The organism is uncultured Shewanella sp. (genome assembly GCF_947501665.1).
GTDB lineage: Bacteria > Pseudomonadota > Gammaproteobacteria > Enterobacterales > Shewanellaceae > Shewanella.
The window spans coordinates 117,852-144,385 of sequence record NZ_CANMWS010000015.1 but is presented as its reverse complement, the minus strand read 5'-3'; the positions used below and the strand labels follow the sequence as shown (position 1 = coordinate 144,385).

Annotated in this window: 22 protein-coding genes and 1 pseudogene; 4 read left to right on the top strand and 19 right to left on the bottom strand. The window is 38.8% G+C overall.

The window, feature by feature from the left end; genetic code table 11:
- Positions 1 to 800, bottom strand: an 800-nt coding sequence (locus tag Q0976_RS13300) for an IS110 family transposase (RefSeq protein ID WP_299494312.1), incomplete at its 3' end; no start/stop codon positions are given.
- 713 nt (positions 801 to 1,513) lie between these two features.
- Positions 1,514 to 1,948, bottom strand: a complete 435-nt coding sequence (locus tag Q0976_RS13295) for a GNAT family N-acetyltransferase (RefSeq protein WP_299494311.1) — start codon at positions 1,946 to 1,948, stop codon at positions 1,514 to 1,516.
- 1,273 nt (positions 1,949 to 3,221) lie between these two features.
- Between Q0976_RS13295 and Q0976_RS13290 the strand changes: the two genes are divergently transcribed.
- Complete coding sequence (locus Q0976_RS13290) at positions 3,222 to 3,665, top strand: hypothetical protein (protein WP_299494310.1); 444 nt, start codon at positions 3,222 to 3,224, stop codon at positions 3,663 to 3,665.
- Between the two features lie 55 nt (positions 3,666 to 3,720).
- Here the strand turns inward: Q0976_RS13290 and Q0976_RS13285 are convergent, their stop codons facing one another.
- The 5 genes and pseudogenes from Q0976_RS13285 to Q0976_RS13270 all read right to left on the bottom strand — a co-directional run bounded on the left by Q0976_RS13285 (position 3,721) and on the right by Q0976_RS13270 (position 7,605).
- Positions 3,721 to 3,867: a type II toxin-antitoxin system RelE/ParE family toxin gene (locus Q0976_RS13285; protein WP_299494309.1), complete on the bottom strand. Its 147-nt coding sequence runs from the start codon at positions 3,865 to 3,867 to the stop codon at positions 3,721 to 3,723.
- Between the two features lie 503 nt (positions 3,868 to 4,370).
- Entirely contained in the window at positions 4,371 to 5,996 is a 1,626-nt protein-coding gene (locus Q0976_RS13280) for a DUF4157 domain-containing protein (RefSeq protein ID WP_299494308.1), read from the bottom strand.
- A 707-nt stretch (positions 5,997 to 6,703) separates the two neighbouring features.
- Positions 6,704 to 7,042 (bottom strand): YgjV family protein, encoded by a 339-nt coding sequence (locus Q0976_RS13275; RefSeq protein ID WP_366525076.1) that lies wholly within the window; start codon positions 7,040 to 7,042, stop codon positions 6,704 to 6,706.
- 94 nt (positions 7,043 to 7,136) lie between these two features.
- A pseudogene (locus tag Q0976_RS24190) lies at positions 7,137 to 7,199 on the bottom strand (hypothetical protein); the annotation flags it as partial.
- Between the two features lie 61 nt (positions 7,200 to 7,260).
- A complete protein-coding gene (locus Q0976_RS13270; protein WP_299494307.1) occupies positions 7,261 to 7,605 on the bottom strand; it encodes a hypothetical protein in 345 nt (114 codons plus the stop codon).
- Between the two features lie 1,573 nt (positions 7,606 to 9,178).
- Here Q0976_RS13270 and Q0976_RS13265 point away from each other — a divergent pair.
- Positions 9,179 to 9,772: a cysteine dioxygenase family protein gene (locus Q0976_RS13265; RefSeq protein WP_299494306.1), complete on the top strand. Its 594-nt coding sequence runs from the start codon at positions 9,179 to 9,181 to the stop codon at positions 9,770 to 9,772.
- Between the two features lie 171 nt (positions 9,773 to 9,943).
- Here Q0976_RS13265 and Q0976_RS13260 read toward each other — a convergent pair whose 3' ends face one another.
- From Q0976_RS13260 to bioB, 10 genes are all read right to left on the bottom strand, one after another.
- Positions 9,944 to 10,177, bottom strand: coding sequence for a hypothetical protein (locus Q0976_RS13260; protein WP_299494305.1), 234 nt, complete (start codon positions 10,175 to 10,177; stop codon positions 9,944 to 9,946).
- A 29-nt stretch (positions 10,178 to 10,206) separates the two neighbouring features.
- Positions 10,207 to 11,268 (bottom strand): agmatine deiminase family protein, encoded by a 1,062-nt coding sequence (locus Q0976_RS13255; protein ID WP_299494304.1) that lies wholly within the window; start codon positions 11,266 to 11,268, stop codon positions 10,207 to 10,209.
- Between the two features lie 1,107 nt (positions 11,269 to 12,375).
- Positions 12,376 to 12,765: a YcfL family protein gene (locus tag Q0976_RS13250; protein ID WP_299494303.1), complete on the bottom strand. Its 390-nt coding sequence runs from the start codon at positions 12,763 to 12,765 to the stop codon at positions 12,376 to 12,378.
- Between the two features lie 150 nt (positions 12,766 to 12,915).
- A complete protein-coding gene (gene hinT / locus Q0976_RS13245; protein WP_299494302.1) occupies positions 12,916 to 13,278 on the bottom strand; it encodes a purine nucleoside phosphoramidase in 363 nt (120 codons plus the stop codon).
- Between the two features lie 223 nt (positions 13,279 to 13,501).
- On the bottom strand, positions 13,502 to 14,137 hold the full coding sequence (locus tag Q0976_RS13240; RefSeq protein WP_299494301.1) for a response regulator transcription factor: 636 nt from the start codon (positions 14,135 to 14,137) through the stop codon (positions 13,502 to 13,504).
- 1,050 nt (positions 14,138 to 15,187) lie between these two features.
- Entirely contained in the window at positions 15,188 to 16,048 is an 861-nt protein-coding gene (htpX, locus tag Q0976_RS13235; RefSeq protein WP_299494300.1) for a protease HtpX, read from the bottom strand.
- Positions 16,049 to 16,667: 619 nt separating this feature from the next.
- Complete coding sequence (gene bioD / locus Q0976_RS13230) at positions 16,668 to 17,369, bottom strand: dethiobiotin synthase (RefSeq protein WP_299494299.1); 702 nt, start codon at positions 17,367 to 17,369, stop codon at positions 16,668 to 16,670.
- A gap of 61 nt (positions 17,370 to 17,430) precedes the next feature.
- Positions 17,431 to 18,288, bottom strand: a complete 858-nt coding sequence (locus tag Q0976_RS13225) for a methyltransferase domain-containing protein (protein WP_299494298.1) — start codon at positions 18,286 to 18,288, stop codon at positions 17,431 to 17,433.
- A 36-nt stretch (positions 18,289 to 18,324) separates the two neighbouring features.
- Complete coding sequence (locus Q0976_RS13220; protein ID WP_299494297.1) at positions 18,325 to 19,584, bottom strand: 8-amino-7-oxononanoate synthase; 1,260 nt, start codon at positions 19,582 to 19,584, stop codon at positions 18,325 to 18,327.
- Positions 19,585 to 19,630: 46 nt separating this feature from the next.
- Entirely contained in the window at positions 19,631 to 20,683 is a 1,053-nt protein-coding gene (bioB, locus tag Q0976_RS13215) for a biotin synthase BioB (protein WP_299494296.1), read from the bottom strand.
- 120 nt (positions 20,684 to 20,803) lie between these two features.
- Here bioB and bioA point away from each other — a divergent pair, with 120 nt between their 5' ends.
- On the top strand, positions 20,804 to 22,144 hold the full coding sequence (gene bioA, locus Q0976_RS13210) for an adenosylmethionine--8-amino-7-oxononanoate transaminase (RefSeq protein WP_299494295.1): 1,341 nt from the start codon (positions 20,804 to 20,806) through the stop codon (positions 22,142 to 22,144).
- 68 nt (positions 22,145 to 22,212) lie between these two features.
- Here bioA and Q0976_RS13205 read toward each other — a convergent pair whose 3' ends face one another.
- Positions 22,213 to 23,109: a DMT family transporter gene (locus Q0976_RS13205; RefSeq protein ID WP_299494294.1), complete on the bottom strand. Its 897-nt coding sequence runs from the start codon at positions 23,107 to 23,109 to the stop codon at positions 22,213 to 22,215.
- 137 nt (positions 23,110 to 23,246) lie between these two features.
- Between Q0976_RS13205 and Q0976_RS13200 the strand changes: the two genes are divergently transcribed.
- Positions 23,247 to 24,026, top strand: a complete 780-nt coding sequence (locus Q0976_RS13200) for a helix-turn-helix transcriptional regulator (protein ID WP_299494293.1) — start codon at positions 23,247 to 23,249, stop codon at positions 24,024 to 24,026.
- Positions 24,027 to 24,053: 27 nt separating this feature from the next.
- On the opposite strand, the gene Q0976_RS13195 is transcribed toward Q0976_RS13200, so the two are convergent.
- A complete protein-coding gene (locus Q0976_RS13195) occupies positions 24,054 to 26,123 on the bottom strand; it encodes a neutral/alkaline ceramidase (protein WP_299494292.1) in 2,070 nt (689 codons plus the stop codon).
- Positions 26,124 to 26,534: the final 411 nt, after the last annotated feature.

Genomic DNA, 26,534 nt, shown 5'->3' with positions numbered 1-26,534 from the left:
GTAATACGACCTAATTTTTGTTTGCCGCCACTTGAATGCTCTCGTGGCACAAGACCTAAATTGGCAGCGAAATGACGACCATTGTGGTACTGCGCACCGTTACCAGCAAAGGAGACTGCGGCTGTTGCTGTTATCTCAGCGACCCCTTTTATGCTCATTAACCTGCTCACTTGTTCATTCGATTTAGCTTGGTTTTTAATGTTGTTCTCTAATTTTTTAATTGCTGAATCAATTTGTTGCCACTCTTCTAGAAGCGCTTGAAAGTATTGTCTAGCTAATGCTGTTAGACCGCTGTTAGGAGCTTCTAAAAGCTCAGGTATTGCGACTTTCAGTCGTGCTTTTCCTTGAGCAATAACAATGCCATATTCATTTAATAATCCTCTAATTTGATTAATTAAAGCAGTGCGTTGCTCTACATTTCTTTCGCGGATCCGATGAGCCAAGCTCATATCAGTTTGTTCAAGGGTTCTAGGTTGCACAAAAGTAAGATTAGGTCTTAATGCAGCTTCACAAATCGCAAAGGCATCATTTCGGTCATTTTTATTTCCTTTAACAAAGGGTTTTACATGTTGTGGCGGTATTAGTCGAACTTCAAACCCTTTTGATAATAACTCCCGGCCCCAATAGTTTGAACCACTACAAGCTTCCATAGCAATAATGGTATCTGGGTAGTTAAGTAAAAAAGCCATAAGTTGTGAACGTCTTAACGCACGATTAAAAATAGATTTCCCAACTTGGTTAATGCCACAAACTTGAAAAACATTTTTTGCTAAATCAATTCCGATTAGTGTAACGTTCATATTGGACACCTTTTGTTGATTATTGAACATGCAAACTCAATATGGCGCAAATGACGCCGGTTTAACAAGAGGTGTCCATCCCATCATCCCTGTTTTGGAAGCTCAAAATTGTATCTACACGGCGGTTTGAAAGCAAAAAGCAGTGTGTCTCTTCGCGTTGAATATTTGGTAGTTTTAACCTTATTAATATTAATCAGTTCCAGCGGGGTAACGTCATGAATACCCACTCCTTCTTGTCATTAAAGAGTGGAATTAGGAGGACTGCTCGTCCTTAATGATATCCCTATCTAAAGGCCAGTTCAGAGAGACCACTATCGTGGTCTTTACCCTCCTAATGACCTCCATAACGCCCCCCACGGAGTGAAATGCATTGGTTACACTTCTCGCTCTTATAAAATAAATAACTAACTTTTCCGATGCAACATCTGATGTAAATGGCCTTTGTTGTTCCAGACAACAATTATGGTATTTCCTATATCCATACAGGTCAGCTTACAAATGCCGTGCCCCTTGATGTGTTAAAAGAGGGATATCAAGAAACGGCCTTGTAGCACGAAAACTAATCTGACATCCATGTCAGCCTTACGTTATTTATTCCAACGAACATCGGACACTCCGAAGGGGGAATGAAAAACAAACCAGTGTATCTCTTCGAATAAGTCTCATGATCTGTCAGCAGGGATAAGATAGTGAGTCCCAAATTACCCAACTTCTCACTTCAAAAGTGGACTGTATACATTCGGTTGATGTAACTCCATAAATGTATCTGGCGATTTTAATGAATGAAAACCAAATTGCTTGTATAAACCGTGAGCATCACGCGTCGCTAAGGCCATGCGGCGTAACCCTTGCAGTTGAGGGTGGTCTAAAATATGTTGCATTAACCATTTACTTAATCCCTTGCCACGATGATTTTCTAAAATAAAAACATCCGCTAAGTATGCGAATGTGGCACGATCAGTCACCATTCTAGCAAAGCCTATTTGCTCTCCTAGCACAGTGAACACACCAAAACATAGTGAATTTTCCATTGCCTTTTGCATGGTTGCTTGAGGAATATTTTCAGCCCAATATGAACTTGCAATATATTCATGAATAACCGATAAATCCATTTCAGAAAACTGGGTACTTATTCTGTAACCTTCCACAACTCAACTCCTTTGATAAATCTTTTTCATATGCCTGACTCGCGTCAGAGCCAAACGCCATTAAACCAGTCTCTATTAAACCAGCGCCCTCGGTAAAATAAACGATAAACTTACATTAAACAAGTCAATAAGTTAGCTATCAAAGACTGCGTTATTTGTTATTAGCGCGTCTTGTGATACGCCGCCTCTGATACCCTCAATCTCTGGCTAACATATTAATTTAAAATACATGATTGATAATCGTCGGCTTACTTATCTAAGCAATCATGTAACTTTAGATCCATTTCATCGTAGTCATGGCTCAGTAATACCTTTGGCTCATCGGCAAAAAGCTCGGTTATTGTGTCGCTAAGATCCTCATGGTCAATTAACAGTGCAACAGTACCGCCTGCAGCATTTAAGCTAAGGCACTCACACAGGGCTGGAAGATTAAGCCCCGCTTAATGGAAGGTCGTGAATTCCCATTCACACAGGGGAAAGTTATAAGCTGGCGTTTGGCTTTATTGCTCATAATGATATTGTCTATTCTCCATCATTCATGTGTATTCATTGCTGCCGCAAGCTTTTGTATGAATACAGAAAACAACACGCCGTGAATATCTGACCTGCATGGATAGCAGGAAATGCCTTAAATTGTGGGAACAGTTTTGGCCTTGGGCGCTCTACGACTTCAAATAGCATCCTTGCCTAAGTGCCAGCCAAATGTCCTTATTTGTCGCTCATAGAAGCCATGTTATGACTTTCACCTTGAAGTCGAAGGCATACAGATGCATTCACACTTGTTTTAAAAGCGAGAATCAAGAGAAAAAAACAAACAGTAAGTAATGTCTAATGGTATTGAAATTAATTCTACTGCAGGCTTTGTGCATATACCTCTGTGACACACTGCAAGTACCTCTGTGTAAGTTCGACGATGGCCAATAACTTCCATATTTAACTGCCTTCTCGACGTCCATATCTCGAGCTCAAAGCGATGACTGCCGTAATCTTCGCCCTGCCATCAACGGTCACAGTTGCATCTACACGGGACTTTAAAAAGCCAAGAAAAGCAAGAGTAATGTTTCAATTTGATGCCACAGATATATATCATACCACTCAACCTTAGTCTTGATAACAAAACAGGTAAACTACTAAAAATAAATATATTTAACCAATAATTGACACTTTTTATAAAAATTTTTGAATTTGTACAATTAAGGAGAAGTTTCAACCTAATATGAAAACCTTAAATAGCATCTTTGTTTTCTGTATATTTTTCGTCGGAATGATGTTTATGTTATTTAGCATCAATATTTTACCCAACACTCAAAGTATTTATTACCTAGTCGGAATATCAATCACCATAGGCACAACATTGTCTCTTATTCTCTATCGAACAAAGAGTCTTCTCTTTTACTATATTCCTAAGAATGAAAAGTGGGCAGCAAAATCATTATCTTTTGTCGGCACGATTGCGTTCACTACAGCTCTATTAGGCTTTATCAATATAACTTACGCAAAAAATGAATCTCTCCATACCTATAAAATAGTGGACAAAAAATATCATAAAGGTGACACTAAATCGCCAAAATCTTGGCAATTTGTGGTTCAACGAAAGGATGAATTCATCAATATCAAAGTTAGTAATGATGAATATAACAAATACCATATCGCTGATGACTATATAGTGCGAGAAATTCAGGGGCTATTTAATTGGACAGTATTATTATCAAAATAATCAATACCCAATAAAAAGATAAAAAACCAAGAGTTGATTGCGGCGATACTCGATCTTACATTCGTTTTGCCGCAATTTTATAAACCTTATGACTCTCTCGCTTTCCAACCTTAACCACAGACACCACCACTTCGGTATATCTCACTTCATAAACCAATCGATAACCCACACTGCCTAACTTAATTTTATAGCAATCTTTCAATCAATACCGCCCATAACCTTGACATAGCTCAGTCAACAAAAAGTTGAATAAAACCCAATTACAGCCCCTAATCAATCCAAGTATCAAAGTGGTAAAATACGCTAACTATTGGCATACCACTTTTTCAGCTTTTTTGCTAAGATAACTACTCATTTCGAGGTATTTCAACCTCAATTTTTTCGAATCCCAAAGTCGCGTTACGTACTTTTATTATGGGAAATAGACGGTTTTGAAGGGAATTATCTACTCTGTTAATTGGCTCACTTAAGTAGAGATTGTTAAGTCAACTCATCTCAATTAGGCTAAAAGACGTTTTAATGATTTTTAGATTTTATTATGGGCTTGGATGATAGGGATGCCGAGGTAACTGAAATCATAGTGTATAAAAAGTATCACGAAACAACTGAATTGAACCCCTTTCTTCTTTCCTTTTTAGTCCAGTTTTTAGTCCAGTGCGGTATGAAGTCAAGATTTGCCCCCCTTTCGTTTATGGAGATACATTCTCATTGAACCGCTAAAGTGGCTATTGACCAATTAGGGTCAACATTTCCAGGGCTACTCATCCTGCCTCCCATCAGGATTTGTTCTCTTCCCTTTTTGGGTTTTTCTAATCCAATCAACTCCTGTTTATGGTCTAACAATTGTTCAAATTCCTTCGTTCCCAATGCCGCTCCAGTAGTCTCAGATATGGATGATTCGATAATCTTCCTTAAATGGAAAATAATTTCTGTCATTGGTCTTGCTGAGCTACCAGCGCCATGTGTCAAATTTTCTTCGATGCTTTGAGTATTCAAATAACCTTGGAAAAGAATTCCCCTATCACCATGTTGTAAAATAGTAAACCAATGACCTGCTAATTTATCTAAGTTTACTTTATAAATGAGTTTTATATCTGTCCCCATATTCCTCTCAAGTGTGTCCGTCAATGAGCGAACGCCCACATGATGTTTCTCATCACCTACTTTCAAAAAGTCATAAATTTCTTGAGCTGCCGTTGAACAAGTATTTGTCTCCAATTGTTCTCTACTCATACCATTTAATACCTTGGTTCGGGCATCATTCGCAAACTGATCGGGGTTTTGATCCATTCTAATGGCAGTATGAGGAGTAATTCGATTTCGAACACCTTCTAGCCTACCATCTTCCATATCGCCCAATTCACGTAAAGGTTGCTCATCTTCGTTTTTAGCTTTTTTCTTTCCAAATATTGCTGTCCATAAATTTTGAGCTCCTTGCGCAATTCCATTGAAACACTTACCAAAAAACATCTGTATAATATTTTCTCGCCTTTGTACGGTTTGTAAGGCGGATTTTCCTTGTTTTAGAGGTGATTCATTAAAACTAGAAGCTTTTGCTCCCATCATATCGGCTTCTTTCTCCAGTCCAGCATCATTATTTACATTGACTTTCCCCTTCATCTGCACTGTAGGTTTGACGCGTCCTTGTTTTTGCTGCACTACGTGCCAAGCCTCATGAGGGAGGTGTCTTTCTTGGCCTGATGCCAAATGAATATCGCTACCCTGTGCATATGCATGAGCTTGAAGTTGATCTGGTTTGTTTGAGTTGTAATGAACCTTTACATCATCCATTGAGTAGCCAGAGAGGTTTTCAATGCCAGTTTTCAAATTGTCAGGTAAACCCGTGTTATTTTCTTTCTTTTGGATAGGCTCCGATTGTTTAGCTTTTGAGATATTGTTCATGGCTGTTTGCAATTTTTTAATGGAAATATCATCTCGATCACCCACAAACTCAACACCCTGATTTAAATCACTTTTGTTCTTATTAACAAAATTGGCAACCGCTCTACTTTCATGCACTTTAGGTTGCATTTGCAGTGCTTTAGCACCTAATACATCGGCCTCCTTTTCCAGTCCGGCATTATCATTAATTGCTATACCGTTAACTGTGTTGGTGGGTTTGACTCGCCCCTGAGCTTGCTGCACAACATGAGCCAGTTCATGAGGTAAATTTGTATTTTTCGGCTTCATTTGTAAATTAGCAATATTGTGACTAGGTCCTTTAGAGACCTTTTGTCTTATCATTTTTGAAGATTTTTGTTTTGTTAATGGGTGTATGCCTGAGTCTTGGTAAACTTGTGTATCCTTAGCTTTCGCTTGATAGAATGGCATTACTTCTCCTTTCTTTTTATTTGTTATGTTCTTTTTTATTAAAATTAAGCATAGTTGTTTCAAATAAAAATAAAGAATAATTAATAGGTGAGTTTAAGTATTAATAGAAAATGATTAAGAATATCCTCATATCCATGAATTAATATCATTTTGAGTTTTATTTGATATCTAAGGGAGGGGCAGACCCTATCTGTGACAAGGCTCATTATCACTGGTTTATCGCAAGCATCATGCCGACATGGTCAACCCAATTCGGTTAACAGAATCTACTTCGGTTATCCAAGGAATTAAATACCCAAATAATGATCCCAGCTTGAAGAGTATATAGTCGTATAAACGCCCTTTTTCGTCATTTTCACAATCAGTCAGTAGAAAAGATACCTTTTTTGATACTGGTTTTACTGTAACTCCAGATTCTATTTCTTATCAAAAAGAAGATAGAAACTTCTCTATGACGTTAACGGGCAAAATAACGTACAATAAATACCTTATATGGGTTGTAGATGAAATTTTGAATGGGACTTATCGCTCATATTATCCAGCAATAGCCGAAATAAGCGATGACGATTATATTAACATAACGCCTTATTATAAAAGCGGATATTAAATACATTAAGATAAACTCCCTAGCAATGATAATTCCTGTTTATCACTGCTAGGGGATATTATCGGCCTAATTTTAAAGTGACAAAGATAAATATTGATGGTTAATGCCTTACTGGCATCTTAGCAATATAAAATCGATAATAACCAATTAAGTTACTGCTAAGAAATAGGGCTTCCATCAATACCGCTGTAGGAGACTGTGCTAATGCATTATGAGTGAGCCAAAAACTGGTACCTATTATCATCCATAGACGTAATGCTTTGTCTTGTCGACAGAAAGCCGCTTTAGTTTGTAAACAAGACCCGATGCAACTCAATATGCTTAATGGACCAGTAAAGGTGATACCAGAGACCAATACAGCCATTGCCATGAAAACATGCTGTAACTTTTTGGCTTGAGTAAAAATGCTGATCAGATAACGACTCACAGCCAACAGCATTAAGCAGGCCGCCGTCCATTGCGACAATAAAAAAAAAGTGCGCAGAGATAAATAATCCTGCGATCACTAAACAACTTAAAATATGCTTTCGTAATTTACATTGAAATGAAATCAGATCAAAGATAATAGCGACAGCAACTAGACTCTGTGACAGCATAAAAGTGGATATATCGAACATCTTTATCAACCCTCACTTCTTAAAGCACATAATTAATGTATCAAGCTGATTTATCTGCTTTTTTACTCTGTTTTTGAGCTTGGGTTTTATCGACGATACATCTGATCTTGGCGATTGCTATACCAGACACAATATCACTTGCCATGGTGTAATGATGTTCTTGTTCAAAAGCAAAATCATCACCAAACCAGTTTTTCACTATCTTATATTCATTAGGCGCGCATATTGTGACGGCTTTGCCTCTAACTTTATTTTTTAAACTGTCCAGATTATCAAATGGGCTGCCTTTCACTCTTATTCTGTATTCATTATCCGCAATCTTTTTTACCGATGTACAGCCTACACACAAGATCAATCCCGTTAACATTAAAACAACAATTCTCATCACTACCTTCCTTGTACTCGTCTATAAATAGACAAATTCCATCCTAAATAACACCGCTACACTTTTCACAAAAGCTATAAAGGCATCTTAATGAAGTCCTGCCCTTTAAACCAATCTTATAACAAACAACACCTTAACATATTGATACAATTTAAGGAAAGGGAGATCTTTGCGCTAACAGTTTTAAAAGCTCAGCTCAATGCCAGAAATGTGATCCGTGTTCTCATAACAGTATTTTTAGGCGCTAACAAACATGCATAAACACTCATAGGCTGGAGAACAAACGACTCTTTAATGACTCTGTAACAAAACACCTCAAATCGAAGAAACACCCTGCTTGTGTCTTTGTTCCCCATCGGAATGGCTGAAGTTCATTGAAATAAATAACGTAAAACAGATATGGATATCTGTTTAATTTTCGGGCTATAGGGATGTAGCATCGAAAAAGTTAGTTATTTACTTCATAAGAACAAGGCACTAACCAATGCATTTCACTCTGCTAGGGGCGGCACAGGGTTCCAAGGGGGATTGCTGTTGATCCCCTTTGGCCCAGTGTGGATGGGAATCCACGACCTTAGCCCGCTGCAAGCGATATATAATAATTGAAGACTCCACTCAATAAACACATTTAACCAATACATGCATGGCTAAACACATGATCATAACTCACTCTGAATAGTGGGCACTCACGATCTTAGCCTCACCGCAGGTGATAAATATAAAAACACTTTGGGCATAAGTGACTATTAAGCCATTCATAATTAATTTCTGCCGTATAACCCATGCTTAAAACAACACATCAACACTAAACTGGCTTTAAACACCCCAAATCGAAGACCCCCCCTGCTTTTGATTTGTCTTGTGCTTTTCATTCCCCCATCGGAGCAGTTTCTAAGATTCGACAAAAAATAGCGTGATTGAGACAGGCGGCTCCTTAACATCCATGTTCTTGCCGCATTTGTATATCCGTTTACATCAGCGTCGAAAATAGCCTTAGTTGAGCCACGGATGGCAAATATGAGGCGATAGCGATTTTTGTTAATCGAATATAGAAATGAATTGCTCCGTCGGGCGTTAGGGTGAAGACCACGCAAGTGGTCTCTATGAACGAGAAGCACTGACGCTGAACTGGCCTTTAGATAGGGATATCATTAAGGACGCGCAGTCCTCCTAACTCCATTCTTTAATGACAAGAAGGAGTGGGTAGTCATGACTTTCCTCCGCTAAAGCTGATTAAAGCAGAAACCATCGAAGGTAAAGATGCCTTCTTTGAGTCGATAAGGCCAAATATATTCTCGACATATTTTGGCATTTCCTGCTATCCATGCCGTTCAAATATTACGGAGCGTTATTTTTGTATTAACGCAAAGCTCGATTCTGTTTGTTAAATAATCAAAATGCTGTTAGGTTATGGGGGCATTTTGTCGTCAGTTTCCCCATACAATAATACAGCTTTAACCATTCAATTTTGGACAATGGCAGTGACTCCATTAAAGTTGAAAAGGAATACTGGAAACAAAATACTGGAAAAGGAAATCCCCTAATAGGGGATCATATTCAATCAGGAGGCCATTTGTCTAACGCACCTTTTCGCCTAACACAAGCCCCAGCACTGGATGCATTATTGGATGCCGATCATTACATCAGCTTTACTGAACTTATTCAGCAAGTGTCGCTTTTCAATAAGCCACTCTCTTTAGCCGCCATTCGCTTTATGCTAGAAAATGTGATGCTCGATGATAGAGAAGTGCAAGCTCTTTCTTCTTTTGAATGCAATAATTACTGCCGTAAGCGTTTGTTTCATAATAGTCATTGTGAAATTTTAATATTAAGTTGGCTCAATGGCCAACGAAGTAAAATTCATGATCACTTGCATAGCGCCTGTGGCGTCAAAGTGTTACTGGGTCAAGCAACCGAAACACAATTTGAGCAAGCTGAAAATGGGCACGTTTATGCGACTCAGTCCATTCTTTATGACACCGCACAGATCAGTGTCAGTCAGGATAATGACATTCATCAGATCTCTAATTTACAAGCACAGAATAAACCCCTTATCACGCTTCATCTTTACTCTCCTCCTTTACAACAGTTTCATCTTTACTCTCTTGAAGAAAGTAAACCGATATTATTTAATGCTCAACAAAACCCTTGGTATTACGAAATCTAGCTTTTTTAAGCGATTATACCAACGTAAAATAAAGATGAGAGCCAAGATTTATGTCACCTTATGTCAGTCAACATAACGTTCAACGTTAATTTGACTCTGTTGATCATTAAGGATGGATTAGAGCCAAGCACATATTGTTCTCAATCACACACCTTTTCACTCCTTTATTCATCATTCAAAACCCAGTAAACATGAGACAATCAATATAAATCCCAGAGTCCATGCCGTACCCATTTTCAATCCTTTTTTAAGCTGTTGTTTGCTAAAGCCTTTCTGTTTATTTCGCTCATCTAATGATAATAAATAAGCGCAATGAGGACATGTCTCATCTTTTACATACATGAGTAAGTGACAACGCGGGCAATAAGCTGCGCCATCAAATGCACTGTCCATAATGGTGGGCATATCAGGTTTTTTTAAGGTTATTCATACTGTCACTCAACAATCCCTGATTGCTTCAATCTGTCATTAGATTGACTGCGTGCATAATCCAATAATTTTTGAGCATTGTCCCCCCGCAGTTGTAGTGACATACAACGAACGCCGCCCCCCATATGACACACTTGTGATGATGACACTGGGATCACGGTTTTTGACGTAACATCGCGAACTTGTGCTAAGGCAAGCTTATCTTGAGGTATGCCAAATTGGGGCAAATAAATTCGATTTGGGGTAACTAGCATATTGGTATAAAGGCCACAAGCCGAACCAAAGCGTTTATCATAAATATCATTGCCGTCATAAGGGGTGGTGATTTCGACAATCTTGATCTTGGGCAGCTGCTGCTTTAAATCCATTATTAACTGCTTTGCATAATCAGGATCGTCAGGGTAACTGTTGACAAGCAATGTATTGGGCTCCACAAAGCTCACCACACCATCGGCATGCTCCAGCCCTCCTTGTTCATCGGCTTCTATAAAGGCAATATTTTGAATACGTAATAATTGACGTAATGTTTGACGTGCCTTTTGTTCGGTTAATTGATTATCGTGCAAAAATTTGGTACTGAGCACCACACTATCAGCATAGTCACTGACAAAATTTCCACCATCATCCAACCAATCTGAGCTGGTAAAATCAAGCCCTGCTTGTTTAACTAACTGATAAAAAACATCCTGTACCTCATCAGCTTGAACTTGCCCTTCCTTGCCACCGCCTTGCCCTACTGCCGTATAACGAAACATGACCGGTTTATTCGGATTAACAAGGGTAAAATCACGCATCCAAATATCCAGCATGGGGGCTATCATCACATTTTGTTTTCCAAGCGCCTCTACATATTCTTGATATAAAGATGGACTACTTAATACAAGCACTTGATCTCCATGTTTGATGATTTTCTTAGCGTAATCAATTTGAAAATCCATTATGCCATCTTGCATGTCAGCATAATAAGTATCCTGCTCTGATGGAGAAGCCAGTACGATTAACTCTGCAGCAACAGGACCCATCATCATCCCCATTATCCCCATTATCCCTTTCAAGCATCGTTTCATTTTAATATTGCTCCATTAATATAAAGCTGCCCCTCACTAGGTCATGTAAGCCCGCCAGCCAATGGTAAAACATTCCAGCTTTACACTACGAAGATGTATTATTAGCCAGCATACATGAATATCAATCCTCATCATGGCAGAAAAGTCGTCACTTGACACTGAAACTCAATGACACTCCAACTAAAAAAGAATATCGATAATAAAAGACAGCACAGAAAAAATACAAAAAAATAGCCGAAGCTATTTTTTATCTACCCTATTTTCTGACGTATATAGAAAAAGGTCGATTAATAATCAAAAAGGTCTCGGATGAGGCCCAAAACCCGGCCCTGGAAAGGGTAATATCACACAGGCACTGAGTGAAAATACTGTCACCAAGACCACTGAAATATAAAAAATTCGTTTCATAGAAATAGCCTCCTATTGATCTTCATCATTTCATCATTTCATCATTTCATCATTAAGCATGCTATTGTTCGAAATACTCACTTTCACCGATATTAGTGGAAATGGTGAGGTCCCCCCCAAGGTGCCATACATGCGCTCAATGAAACCGTTGTCACCATGGCCACTAAAATATTAACAATCGCTTTCATAGGACTTACCCCTTAATCTATTTTATACCTTAATACCATTCACTTTTGTTCGACCCTAGACTGCTTTTCTTATGTACCAGTAAAGCAGTAAAAAGCTGTATATTTGCTGAATATTAAAGGTAAGCATATGTAAAATAAGTACTCGTTATCTTTACATATCGCTAAATCAATCCGTGACTGAGAGGCACAATCACGGAACACATTAATGATGTGGGCGGGGCATATGAATAGGGACAATGCATGCTGTTAACATAACACAGGTGAATATGACGACTGCGGTATAAAAAATGCTTTTCATAACAATACTCTTTATTGATAAAACACGGCTTAATTTCAATTAAAGCTAAAGTAAAGCAACCTATACCTGTATTCTCGCTGAACTCTTAGTCTTTCTCCTTCATTTTTCCTCAAGCCCTTCACACATCAAATAAATTTACTCACTTGATTCCAACAAATAATAAAAAAGCCAACGATAACGTTACCCTTGGCTTTTTTATACTAATCGCTGCAACTAGTTTGATTGTGCTGGTCTAACATAAAATTCAAACCAGAGCGCATTGGTACCGGGGGCCACTGAACGCACTTGCTTGCTTTCCTTGCCATGAATTGTCAGTGGTTGCCAACCTCGTGTTTCATCGTCCACGGTAAAACCTGTTCCATCGTACCAAGTAAACTTATATTGTAAATGTTGATCGGTTGAAATTTTATTAACAACAGTCGCAACACCTTCCAAAGAGCCACCTTTGCCCCGCATCTTTAATTGATCAACTTTCACTTTTTGACCGAAAGCGGGACTATCGACCTTTAAATCCCCTGTTGAGCTTGCTAAAATTCCAGCTGTGTTAGTTGAACAACCTCCCAACATCAAGCCCACTAATAAAATAAAAAATAATTTTTTCATTTGTTTGCATTCCTTGTTATTGATGTGCTTTAACACTCACGACTCTTTTCAGGTTAGCCTACTTTTACTTTACCCTCCTGTTTTTTATCTAAATAAATAAAATTAAATGCCAGGATTTTATGTTGAAACGCTACTCTGCGACAGCAGATCTTAGTTTTGAAGGTGCCCATTGAGGATCGGACCAAGTGGTTCACCGCCAACAAGATGCATATGTATATGGTATACCTCTTGACCACCATGTTGATTGCAATTCATGATCAAGCGGTAGCCATTTTCAGCAATACCCGCCTCAGCGGCCAATTTGGCCGCGACCGTGATCATTCGACCTAAGGCTTTTTCGTCAGACGCTTTTACCTCATTACAAGTCGGGATCAGGTGATTTGGAATAATCAGTATATGCGTCGGTGCTTGAGGATGAATATCATTAAAAGCAGTGACTAAATCATCTTGATACAGAATATCTGTGGGGATTTCACGTCGAATTATTTTACTAAAAATGGTTTCTTCGGCCATCTCATCGTCCTCAAAATAAAAAATAAACGGGGTTTTTGGCTAGTATCCCATTTTTTACCAAAGATAAAAGTCATTTTTATTCATCAATCCATTTATCATCTAGAAACAAACATGGCTTGTTCATTTTTTGTGATTATTCATGTGACTAATTAATTTCAGAACGGGCCATAAAGATTAATGCTCTAATAAGCATCATGATAAACAATAGTGCAATTTCACTGATTCATTGTTTCACATCATGTAAGTTCGCTTGTGCCCAAGCGATCGCTTCTCCTCGGCTTGATACCCCTATTTTTCGAAAAGAATGATATAAATGTGTTTTCACCGTACTTTCACTTACAAATAGTTGCTCTGCAATATCAATATTTGTTAACCCTAAGCGTAATGCTTTTAATACTTCACGCTCTCTGATAGTTAATTCTTCAGATACATTAAATAAGGTTTTTATTGGCTTTTTCTGTTGTTCTAATTCCAAAGGCAAAATGGTTTTTCCTGCCACAATTTCATTTAACCCAGAACCTATTTTCTCTAAAGAAGCGTCGTTATAAAACACCCCAGCTGTAATGGATTTTTGAATAAGAAAACGGGCATCGACTTGTAATGGGAAATGAATAAAAACCACCCTGATGGATCGCTGAGAGCGGTCAATCTGCTGCTGTAATTTATAGGCATCTTGCACATCAATGCTCGACAAATCGATAACAACAATTGATAACTTACTGTCATCAAAATGATAATCCTTATTTTCAGGGGACAAAGACTCTAAGGTAATGATAAACTCTTGTGGCCAACGAGTTTTTAATAAATCAATCAATAATGTTGACCGTGATATTATCATCCAGTGTTTGACTTTAAACATGTTAATACTCCTTTTTTTAAATTAAGCTGGACTACTCAAAACTGTACCATTGCCATAAAGTCCTTCTCTAACACTTTCTTTAACAATAGACTTTAGATCCACTTTTACCACTGTGTCATCAATAGCGCACCTTGGGCCAACCCCATTTAATATGATTATTTTACACCTTGTATTAATATGTCGCCTAATCACTCTTTTTATTATTATTATCAATACAGAGAAAAATCATGATATAAATAAGCAATAAATAAACAGCTAAATAAACAGCTAAATAAACAGCTAAATAAAGTCTCTTTTATTAAGAATAACAATAGTCAACGACAACCCTAACACTGACTGAGTAAATCATGTTGTATCAATTAGATACCAATAAAACTTAATGATTATCAGCTAATAACCCGATAATAACATCAAACTCAAATATTAAAGGTGACCTATCCAAAGCAATATATATACAAAAATAATACTATCATACTATTTTATGTATTAAATTTAAGCTCTTAAAAAATACCTAATCAAGGAGGAAGTCACTCACTTTATATAAATATTAAGTCTATTTGACTCTCATTATTCTTATTTCAGTGTGAGTCAAGTTGATTAGCTGGCATGTAAGAAGATCACAGGTACTCAATAAAACCCAACAGGACATAGATTCACACTGTTCTTTTATTCGAATGAATATGAAGTGATAGTAACGAATTAATCACCAAAATAAATAAGGTTCACACTATGGTTCAGCGCCTTCCTCTTAATAAATAACAAACAATAAATAACGAATAAAAACAATAATTTAATCATATCACTTTGTCTACTGTGCTATCTAAAGTTTCAGTCAAAATACACTCCCTCACCTACACAGTGATCTCATTTTCCCCAATGTGTCGAGATTATTAAGCAATGGCCTATTTTAAACATCAATCTCAAGCATAAAGCCAAGTTAGATTAAAATCTATCATGTCGATTTAACTCACACTTTGATGCTATATAAACCATAAAAAAACACCGATAAACCGGTGTTTTTTTATCAAAGTGATACTGTCCAATAGTCAATTAAGAACGTGCTTTTAACGCTTCAATTCTTTTCTCTAAAGGCGGATGACTCATCAATAACTCAGAAATTGAACGCTTTCCATTAATACCAAAAGCGGCCATCTGAGCGGGCATCTCCCCAGTTTCAGGGCCTTGACGTAAGCGTTCTAATGCCGCGATCATTTTATGCTTACCTGCCAGCGCAGCTCCCCCTTCATCCGCTTTAAACTCACGGATCCGAGAGAAATAAGCCACAACAAAGGAAGCTAAAATACCAAATAACATATCAAGGACAAAAACCACGGCCATATAGGCAAACATACCGAGCCCTTCCCCTTCATCATTACTGACAAAGTTATTAATAATCCCAGCAACTACCCTCGCAGCAAAAATAACAAATGTATTCATGACGCCTTGGATCAAAGTTAGAGTCACCATATCACCATTGGCCACATGACTCACTTCGTGTGCTAATACCCCTTCAATTTCATCTTGAGTCATGCCATAAAGCAGCCCGCTACTCACAGCAACTAATGCATTATCTTTACTTGGCCCAGTGGCAAATGCATTTAATTCTTGAGATTGATAAATAGCGACTTCAGGCATTTTTATACCCACGGTTTGAGCTTGACGAGCAACGGTTTGTAATAACCAGCGTTCAGTCTCATCTCGAGGCTCAGTGATCACTTCACAGCCCATTGCACGTTTAGCCATCCATTTAGAAATGGCTAAACTAATGAACGCACCACCAAAACCAAAAATAGCAGCAAAAACTAATAGCCCTCCCATACTAGAGGTATTGACTCCTAATATTGACATCACAATTGATGCCACCAGTAAGATAGCCATATTGGTAGCTATCAGTAAAAATATGCGCTTCATACTTGCTCCTTAAAAAATCGCTCTATCGGCTTTATTAAGATTGCTTACAACATGACTTTTATTCCCTAAATTTTATTTTCTAAATTAGAGACATCATACTTTCTCACATTCCTATATGACATAATATGTCCTAATTATGAAAATTCAAGGGGAGAAGACATCAAAAGGCTAAATTGACAGCAAATCGCAAGCTATCATAATTGGAGTCTTATGTCTTAAACACATAAAGTATTTATTTATCAGGTAACTAAATACAGCATACTTAATGATAATAGCGGTATTAATATTGGTTAACACTAGGGCCTGTTGATCTTTGGTGAATATTTCTGCAGCAGTTTATCGCTTCTTTATACAAGGCAGAGCTTAAGCGGTGTAGTTGTTCTCCATAAATAAGCGATAACGCCGTAGAAAGGAGCGACAAGCGCTATCCGTAGGCTCCATTAAACGTGTTTTACTCTTTGTTGAGAGCCCCATCTGTTGAAAGAAAAGGGGCTTAGAATGACTCGGCATCACACCTCTCACCGTGATTAAAACACGTTTATCTAAACATAATTTAATCACCGAAGATCAACAGGCCCTAGGATAAAGGAGCCCACAGTGAATACAAAAACGGTGTCATTCAGGCAGATTGAGGTAAGGTCAGGTATGTGGCTGCTGTAACAGCTGTAGCCTCACTTAAATAAGGCAACACTCCTAAGCAAGTACCTAGCATCATATTAGAAAGTGTTTGTAAGTTTTCTTCTAAATGAGGCATATTAGGATCAATACAATTGGCCACCCATCCCGCAACTTGTACTCCCTGTTTAACTAATGCTTCTTGGGTTAATAAAGCATGATTTAAGCAGCCTAATTTTACCCCCACAACCAAAATAACTGAAAGCTTTGCTTCTTTAACCACATGGGATAATAAATGCTCCCCTCCCAAGGGCAAATGCCATCCACCAGCCCCTTCAATGAGGCAAAAATCAAGGGGCAAAGACGTCGCAAATGCAATATGTTTCAGTAATTTGGTCGGCTCGATTGTCATATCAATTTGCTGCGCAGCAATATGAGGAGCGATAGCAGGTTCAAATGCATAAGGATTAATATGCTGATATTCCAATTGCATCGGCTTACCATTATGCTTGAGTGTCTCTCCCAACTTCACACTTGAAGCTGCTAACAAAGACAAGGCATCTGAATTTCTTAACCCCAGTTCGCTTTTTTCACAGCCCGATGCAATAGGTTTAAAGCCTAAAGTACGTCCCTTAGCTTTGTATAATAAGGCACTGGATACTAACGTTTTCCCGCAATCTGTATCTGTACCAGTGACGAAATACATGTATTAACTCCTTTGTGAACCATCATTCTTATTATTGAAAAATACTTTATTGAAAAGTGCTTTACACTCTGCTTAGCTTTCGTTTCGCGCGGATCACCACCACATTATACGTTAAGGGGATCCCTTTACTCTGCTTCAATCTATTTGCTTTTTCATTCAATGATAGCCAATCTTGTCGCCCTCGAAGTCTAAGCGAAGGCTGCATCTGTTCATTGGTTGTAGCTGAGGCTCCAACACCTTTAATGGAATACAGTAACGCTTTTAAATCATCAAAATATACAGTCACAGGCTCTAATCTTGCTTCAATGAGCTGCCAATGTTGCTTATCAAAGCAAGACACTAATGTTTCAAAAGACTGAAAACGATTCACTTTAAATCCAAGAGAGGTCAATTCAGGCAAACTATTTTCTGCCACGACACTGATCTCACAGCTCCCCGATGGCATCAATACCCTCGCCGCTTCCAAAATAGCTTGTCTAATATCACGACACCATTGCAAAGCCAAATTAGAATAAATCGCGTTAACACTATTGCTCAGTAAAGGTAAAGACTCTGCATCACCTTGAATGGCCTTATATTCAGGAAAGTTCTCAGTTAACTTATTGAGCATACCGCCTGCAATATCTAAACTAATAACAGAATTTACCTTTGGAAAAAGCGAAAAATCCGTCCCCGGTCCAGCACCAATATCTAATAGTATTCCTTGAGCCGATAATTGATGGCATAACATAGAAGATGTATGTTTTTGCACAATATTGTGCTCATGGTAACCCGTTGCCGCTGCCGAAAAATCATTTGCAATCAACTGACTCCAATCAAACTTTTCCTTTCTAACGGTCGAAATTTGACTATTGGATTTCACCTTCACAGGCCGATATCCTGCTCGTGTAGGGGGATCTTGTATCATAGTCATATTCATTATTTTGCTCATTATTATATTGTTTTTCTATTTTTACTATTGATATACATCGTTGGCTGATATTGCAGAAGACAAGCTCTCCACTAAACGTTGAATAGCATCGGATTGATGACTAGCCGTTAGGGTTATTCGTAATCGTGCTTGTCCTTTTGGAACTGTGGGTGGCCGAATGGCCCCAACCCAAAAACCATCTTGTTTTAACGCTTCAGCCACTTCTAACATGCGTTGCTGGCAGCCAATAATCACAGGTTGTATTGCGGTTAAAGAATCCGTTAGTTCTATGCCTGCTTGCTGACACAAATCTCGAAACAATAAGATATTATGATGTAAATGTTGACGTTTATTATCTGCTAGCACTATGCATTCCAGCGATGCTAAAGCTGCTTGTGCATTAGCAGGAGACAGTGCCGTTGAATAAATATAGTGTCTTGAATTGGCTACAAGGAAATCAATAAACACTTGACTACCAAGGAGCGCAGCTCCTTGACATCCCATCGCTTTGCCAAATGTGATCACTTGTGCATCTATGGGTAATTTTGTCTCTAGTTTCACTTGAGTCGACCCGAGTCCTTGTTGACCCAGTAACCCAAAATGTTGACTCGCTGGCACATCTTCCTGAGGGTCTTGCACTTGGCTGGCGCCTAGACCACGGCGACCAATCACGCCAAAGCCATGTGCATCATCAACAATTAACCAGCTGCCATGTTCTCGACATAACTTGGATAATTCAATTAGTGGAGCCTGTGTCCCATCCATACTAAAAATACTTTCAGTCAATAATGCACTTGGGGAGAATTCTGTGAGGTGCGTTTTGACATGCTCAAGATCGTTATGATGAAACCGTTTAAATTGCACACCACTATCACGTAATCCATCGATTATCGATGCATGAATAAGCTTATCAGCAATAACGCGACTCGACTTATCAAATAACGTTTTCACCAGCGCATTATTCGCTGCAAATCCCGAACATAGTAATATTGCCGCTTCATGACCTGTTAACTCACATAGCCGTTGCTCAAGCCGAGAGTGAGCAGGGCTATAACCCGTCACTAAGGGGGAAGCGGTACTGCCAACACCATATTTTAACGCACCTTGGTATAACGCTTGAACAACCGCAGGCTCACGGGATAAACCAAGATAATCATTACTTGAAAAATTGACATAATGCTGTTTATTTTGAAGCAGTTTTGCCTGATCTTGCAAATGAACTGAGCTCCTTTTTCTCAACAAATCACTTTGTTGCAACTTTGCTTGTCGAGCAATGATTTTTTGGGTCAGTTCATTATCTTTCATTTTCTCAGCGCCTTTGATTACTATCAAAAAAAGAAATACGTCACGCCTATAATGCTGCTGCGTCATAAAAAGCAGATGACTTTTTATCTTGCTTAGCTGCCGCCTTCGCTAACATGGCTTCATCTAGTTCTTTGGTAGCCGCAATACCTTGTTCAGGGTGTAACCCTAAACGTTTAAACAAAGCCATATCATCATTTTCTTCTGGATTTGGGGTCGTCAATAATTTACATCCATAAAAAATAGAATTCGCCCCAGCAAAGAAGCACATTGATTGCAGCTCATCACTCATATTTTCACGACCCGCAGACAAGCGTATTCGAGATTTAGGCATAGTAATACGAGCAACAGCAATGGTACGGACAAATTCAAGTGGATCCAGATCATCGATATTTTCAAAAGGGGTACCAGATACTTTCACCAACATATTAATGGGAACAGAATCAGGATGCTGTTCTAAATTTGCCAGCTGCTGCAATAGTCCAGCCCTATCTTGTGCTTTCTCCCCCATTCCCACAATGCCACCTGAGCACACTTTCATACCCGATGCCCGCACGTTCGATAAGGTATCTAATCGATTTTGATAAGTCCGAGTCGTGATCACATCACCATAGTACTCAGGAGAAGTATCAAGATTATGGTTATAGTAATCCAATCCCGCCTCAGCTAATTCCCCTGCTTGATCAGCAGATAACATGCCTAAAGTCATGCAGGTTTCCATTCCTAGTGCTTTAACTTCTTCAACCATAGTTTTAAGGTAAGGCATATCACGCGCTTTAGGGTTTCTCCAGGCTGCTCCCATGCAAAAACGAGAAGCGCCAGCAGCTTTTGCACTGCGCGCCTCGGTTAATACCGTCTCCATTGCCAATAACCGCTCTTTTTCAAGCCCAGTATCATATCGAGCACTTTGAGGACAATACTTACAATCTTCAGGACAAGCACCGGTTTTGATTGACAATAAACGACTAATTTGAACTTCATTAGGATCAAATGTTTGACGATGAATACTGTGAGCTTGAAAAAGAAGATCGTTCATGGGTAAGGCAAACAATGCCTCTATTTCATTACGTGTCCAATCATTGCGCACATCTAACTTTGACATAAAACTCACCTTTCTCAAGCATTCATTTTGGCATTACACCGCTTTTATCTTGCCTATGATACCCACAGCCCTTAAGCTGTCAATGCTAACTCTTGCAACTGGTTTACTAATGGTTAATTTATGAGCACAAAAAACACACAACCTACACCGACAATCGATTATGACTTTGATGCGAAACACATCTGGCACCCTTATACGTCAATGACACATGCGCTGCCCACTTTTGGGGTTGTCGCCGCACAAGATAGGCAATTAACCTTAGAAGATGGACGCACTCTGATTGATGGTACCAGCTCTTGGTGGGCTTGTGTTCACGGCTACGGGCACCCCTACATTCTACAAGCTATGGAGAAACAATTACATCAACTCAGCCATGTCATGTTTGGTGGAATAACTCATTCACCTGCAATTGAGTTATCTAAAAAACTCATTAATATGACCAGTGATAGGCTCACAAAAGTATTTTTAGCCGACTCTGGCTCTATAGCGGTCGAAGTTGCATTAAAAATGGCATTACAATATTGGCAAGGCCAAGAGCAAGATCAAAAACAACAGATCCTCACCGTCAAAAATGGCTACCACGGAGACACATTTGCTGCCATGAGCGTATGTGACCCCCAAGGTGGTATGCATACAATGTTTGGTGATTCGGTCACTAAGCAGCTGTTTGCTCCCGCTCCTCAAACCCCTTTTAATGCCCCACTCATGGATAATGATCTCTCTCTTATCAGGCAAATAATTGAGCAAAAACATCACACCATTGCAGCATTGATTATTGAACCTATCATGCAAGGTGCTGGCGGAATGCGCTTTTACAGCGCCGAATATTTAAGTGGACTACGTGCTTTATGTGATGAATTTAATATTTTGCTCATCTTAGATGAAATTGCGACGGGTTTTGGACGTACCGGAAAGTTATTCGCCTACGAACATGCCAATATCGAAGCCGACATACTGTGTTTAGGCAAAGCCCTAACTGGCGGCTATGTCTCATTGGCAGCCACCCTTTGTTCTGATAAAGTTGCACAAGGGATCAGTGACTCTCCTGCTGGTGTATTTATGCACGGCCCAACCTTCATGGCTAATCCTCTCGCCTGCGCTGCAGCAAATGCAAGTTTAGACTTAATTGCAAATAATCAATGGCAAACACAAGTCAGTGCAATCGAAACGCAACTCAAATTAGAGCTCAGTGAAGCGATTCATTATCCTCACGTTCGAGATGTACGCATATTAGGCGCCGTTGGGGTACTGGAAATGGACTCAAGCCGCAATACGGCTCAATTACAACAAGAGTTTGTGGATTTAGGTGTCTGGATCCGCCCTTTTGCCAATGTTATTTATATTATGCCAGCCTATAACATTACCCCTGTTGAACTGACTCAATTAACCACAGCAATGAAACAAGTCGCAGCAAATATCAAGCTTTCAGCTAGTGAACAATCATTTATTAGTCACGGTTAATGTATCGCCGCAATGCTCACATATCGCTCACCCTCTCACACAAAAGGTGAGCAACACCTTTAAAACAATCAAGGCATCCAAAGTAATTTCTTGCGCTTTAACATGGGTATTCTAGTCATTTGCGATACGCTCACACCGAGCAGCGCTAACCCTCCCCCCACATAATGAAAAATGGTCAACTGCTCACCTAACCATTGACTCGCGGCCGTTGCCGTCATGACAGGCAATAAATTCATAAATATCGCAGTACGCTCTGCACCTAGTAAACCTATTCCTTTTATCCAAGCCCAAGGCGCAATGATTGAGGCCGCCACTGCCGCAAAACTCACTAACGGCAACGCTGAGGGACTTATTGCGATACTAGGTGCCAACAAGAATCCAGGTAATAACCAGATGATGGCCAATACACCTTGCATATAAAGCGATACCCACACGGATAAGCCCATATTCCAACGCTTTATCAGCACGTTGTATAAACCATAGGAAAAAGCAGCAATAAGTAACAATCCATCTCCTTGATTAATACCTTGTTGAATAAATTGATGGATATCGCCTTGACTCAACATAATAAACAAGCCAACTAAAGAGATACTGGCTCCACATAACGCCCATTTGGATAAACGCTTATTCAACACAAGAGGCGCGAGGAAAAGACTCATCAAAGGAACCAAAGAAGTAATAAGGCCGATATTGGTTGCTGTTGTCGTTGCCGCTGCAAAATACGCAAGTGACTGATATAACACCATACCGAGTAAAGACAAAAAAGCCAGTTTACCAAGATGCGCTTTAATTTTGATTCTTTGTTGCCATACAGGCTTCAATAAAAAAGGACTTAATATCAATATGGCAAAAAACCAACGATAAAATGCAATGGTCTCTGCTGGGATCACACCAAATGATAATTTATTCACTAAAGCATTTATTGACCAGACTAACACCGCCAACATAGGAAAAAAATAGTACATACCACCTCAAAAAATAATCAACTTCAGCTTGAAGATTTTATTTTCGCATGTCCTATTATTAGGTTATATTGCTATTCAGACAGTTAAACTTGCTGATCAGACAGTTTCTTTTTATCAATTTATTTAAGACATCATACATGGCCAATATCTACCCGACAAAATTTAGCCTTGACCCCATAAGTGATATCTTTTTCAGTTATGAGCATTTTCTGCCTGATGCCATTACACCTATGCACAGTCATCAATGGGGGCAACTTCAAATCGTGCATACAGGCGTCATTGAAATTTATACTCAAGAAAAACAATTCGTCGCACCATCTCAATATGGTATTTGGGTTCCCGATCATATTGCCCACGAAAGTTATATGCGCAAACAAATGCAATATTATTCTATTAATATTATGCCGCATGTCATGGACATGCCTAACCATGTCTGCTTACTTGAGTTGAGCCCTATTCTGCTCAGTATTATGGATAATTTGCATCTTCGTAAAATAGTCACCGCAACGTCAGCAATCGATAAACGTTTAGTGCAAGTGTTACTTGATCAACTCTCTCAAGCCAGTTGTACATCTGCTTTTTTACCCACCACAGACGATCGTTTGCTTTCTCCCATTTTAATGACACTAGAGCATCAACCTCATGACCTCACCTCTTTATCCCAATGGGCTAAAAAAATTCATACCACAGAACGTACACTCGCAAGACACTTTCAAGACAAATTAGGGCTCAGTTTCACTGAATGGCGACAAAGACGAAAATTTATTGAGGCCATTTATTTACTCAAAAAAGGGTTATCGATTAAAGATATTGCACTGACCTTAGGTTATAGCCAAACCACCCCCTTTATTATTTTATTTAAACAATATGCTGGCTGTACCCCTAAACAATACAGCCAACGGTTATCCATTAAGTAACCTGAACTTGGAATAAGTATAACTTTTTTATTCTACCCAAAACTCACTAGAATGACCTGAATAAGCCTTTATCTCACCAGTTATTGGCTTCTTTTCATCCCCAAAATGCACTAAACGATAATAACCTGTCGCGACACTCTTTGGCATATTCCACGTCAATGTTGCCTGAGAAGTGCCCCATAGACTGTCGACACGCTGCCATTCATATAAGGTTTCCCAATCATTATCTGTGGCGATAACTTGCCAATGATCTTGATCCCAAAACTGCACTTGCATAAACGTATTTTGAGTTCGCAAATTATTCTTAGGGTGCCCAGACCAAAAACGAGCGACGACTTGCTCCCCTTTGTGGTAAATTTGCCGAGTATCATCCACGATATCGCCAATCTGCTTAAAGATAGGCGCTTGATCATGCACAACTCCGGTTTGAAAATTAATGGTTTTACCTGTTAAATTTCGAGCTATAGGCATTTCATTTGGAAATGGAATCGGTCTCTTTACCTTTTTAGGCGTTTCTCCCAAAGGTAACATACGCTCTGCTAATTGATAAAATGACTGTTGGTATGCCGCCAATGTCCAAGGGCCAAAATGTGTCGATCCGCCCTCATAATGCTGAAGATCATATTCCTCTTTCGTCGCTACATAACCACTGTAAGCATTAGCAAGTCCAGCAATAACCGTATATTGCAAATGATCTGCTAACACATTTTCAACGGTTTTCATTAATCGTCTCCCCGCCATGACAGTCAATTCAGCAGGAACAGCAACGATGGCAAGTTGACCTAATTTTTGAAGCGATAAAGGCAATACTTCAGGAGACCATGGGTATGGCGTTGTTTTACCTACAGCCAGCAATAATGCTTTTTTGTCATGACAAGCAATATCTTCTTCAGTTGGCTCAACAATCATACTACTAATGAATTGAAAAAAAGGATTGGCTTCTGTGCTACCTTCCTCAAAAAAGCTCGGACCACGACCGTCTTCTGTACCCGCTGCAAAAGATTCACCTAAAGCGGCAATACAGGTTTGCTCTACATTCGTCCCCGTAAAATCTGCCGAAATCCATGTTTGAGATAAATCAACAAATTGTTGCTGAACATCAATAGAACCGATTAATTGTTCAGTGGCATTATTATATAGCATCAATGCCATTTGATATTGACGCTCCCCGATAATTTCAACATTTTTAAATCTATCTGTCGTCGGTCCTCTTCCTTCATCATCCGAATTAAGGTTAGGCGACATATCACCCGCATTATTGATTGCAAAAGCTGCCACATAACTTTCTTTACTTTGATAATCACTCTGTTTCAATTTTTTCTCAAACAAATAAGCTGCATAGCCTTTATTATCTGAACTCAACACAGTCAGCTCTCGCCCCATCGCATTAGGATGAGTTGCAAACCAGTTAATCATCCCTATTTCTTGCGGCTCTTTATTGGCATCTTGATGCATTAACTTCAACACCGTCATTTCAGGTTGAATTGGAGCAGCATAATATAATCGTTCAGACAAAGGGTTATTTTGATATGCTTCTATTGAGCGGTTATAACTCGCATTAGATAAGTTCCCTTTATTTATTAAAATGTATCCAGGCTTTAAGTCCTCATGTGCTTTTTCTATCGCTGCCACGATCCCTTCCACATGCGCCCAATGTGCTTGCTCAATAAAACCTAAAATTGTAATGTCATAAAGGCCGTAATGAGATTGCCCTCCTACTGCCGAATGAGTATGTGTTGCACTCAAAATCACATTCTTATCAGTATATAAATCGCCAAATTTAGTGCCTAATACTCTCATTACATCTTGTGTTACTGCCTGAAAAACAGCCCCAGCATCTACATTGACAAACACCATCCTCTGACCGTTATTTTCATCTACGACAATAAAAGCACGTGCCCATTGTCGATTGTGTATGCCACTGCTTTTTTGTTCAATATTCGCATAGCCCATTAATCCCACTTCAGCTGCTGGTCCTGTTATATCGTGGATCCCACGACCGATTAAATAATTACTTTCATAAGCCCAACTCAAAGGTTGAAATAACATAACAAAAAAATAAAAAAAGAATACGGTTCCAAGAGGTCTATATCTCACTTTATCTCTCCTTATGATGTCTATTGCAGATATCCATCTTTAAATAATACTTTCAGTCACATTCAAGCTATGATCGTGACATAAAGCAAAACAATAACATTAGGAAAAGCTAATATTTTATATAAACGTCTCTTAAACTCATAAAAAATTTAATATAATAAATTGATAAATAATAAAAATAAATTTTTTCGAGAAAATTGTATTCCTATCACCATTTCATTAGTATTTACTAATGAAATGGTCTAAGGATTGTTGATCTTTGACAGGTGATTTCTACAGCAGTTTAAAAAGAGATGAATAAAAAGTTACTCTCAAGTCATGTCGCTATTCTCAACTCAAATTTAAAGGTCATAATATTTTCTCTATCTGGTATTTAATTACGAACAAATATCATGTCTCTCAACAACCTAA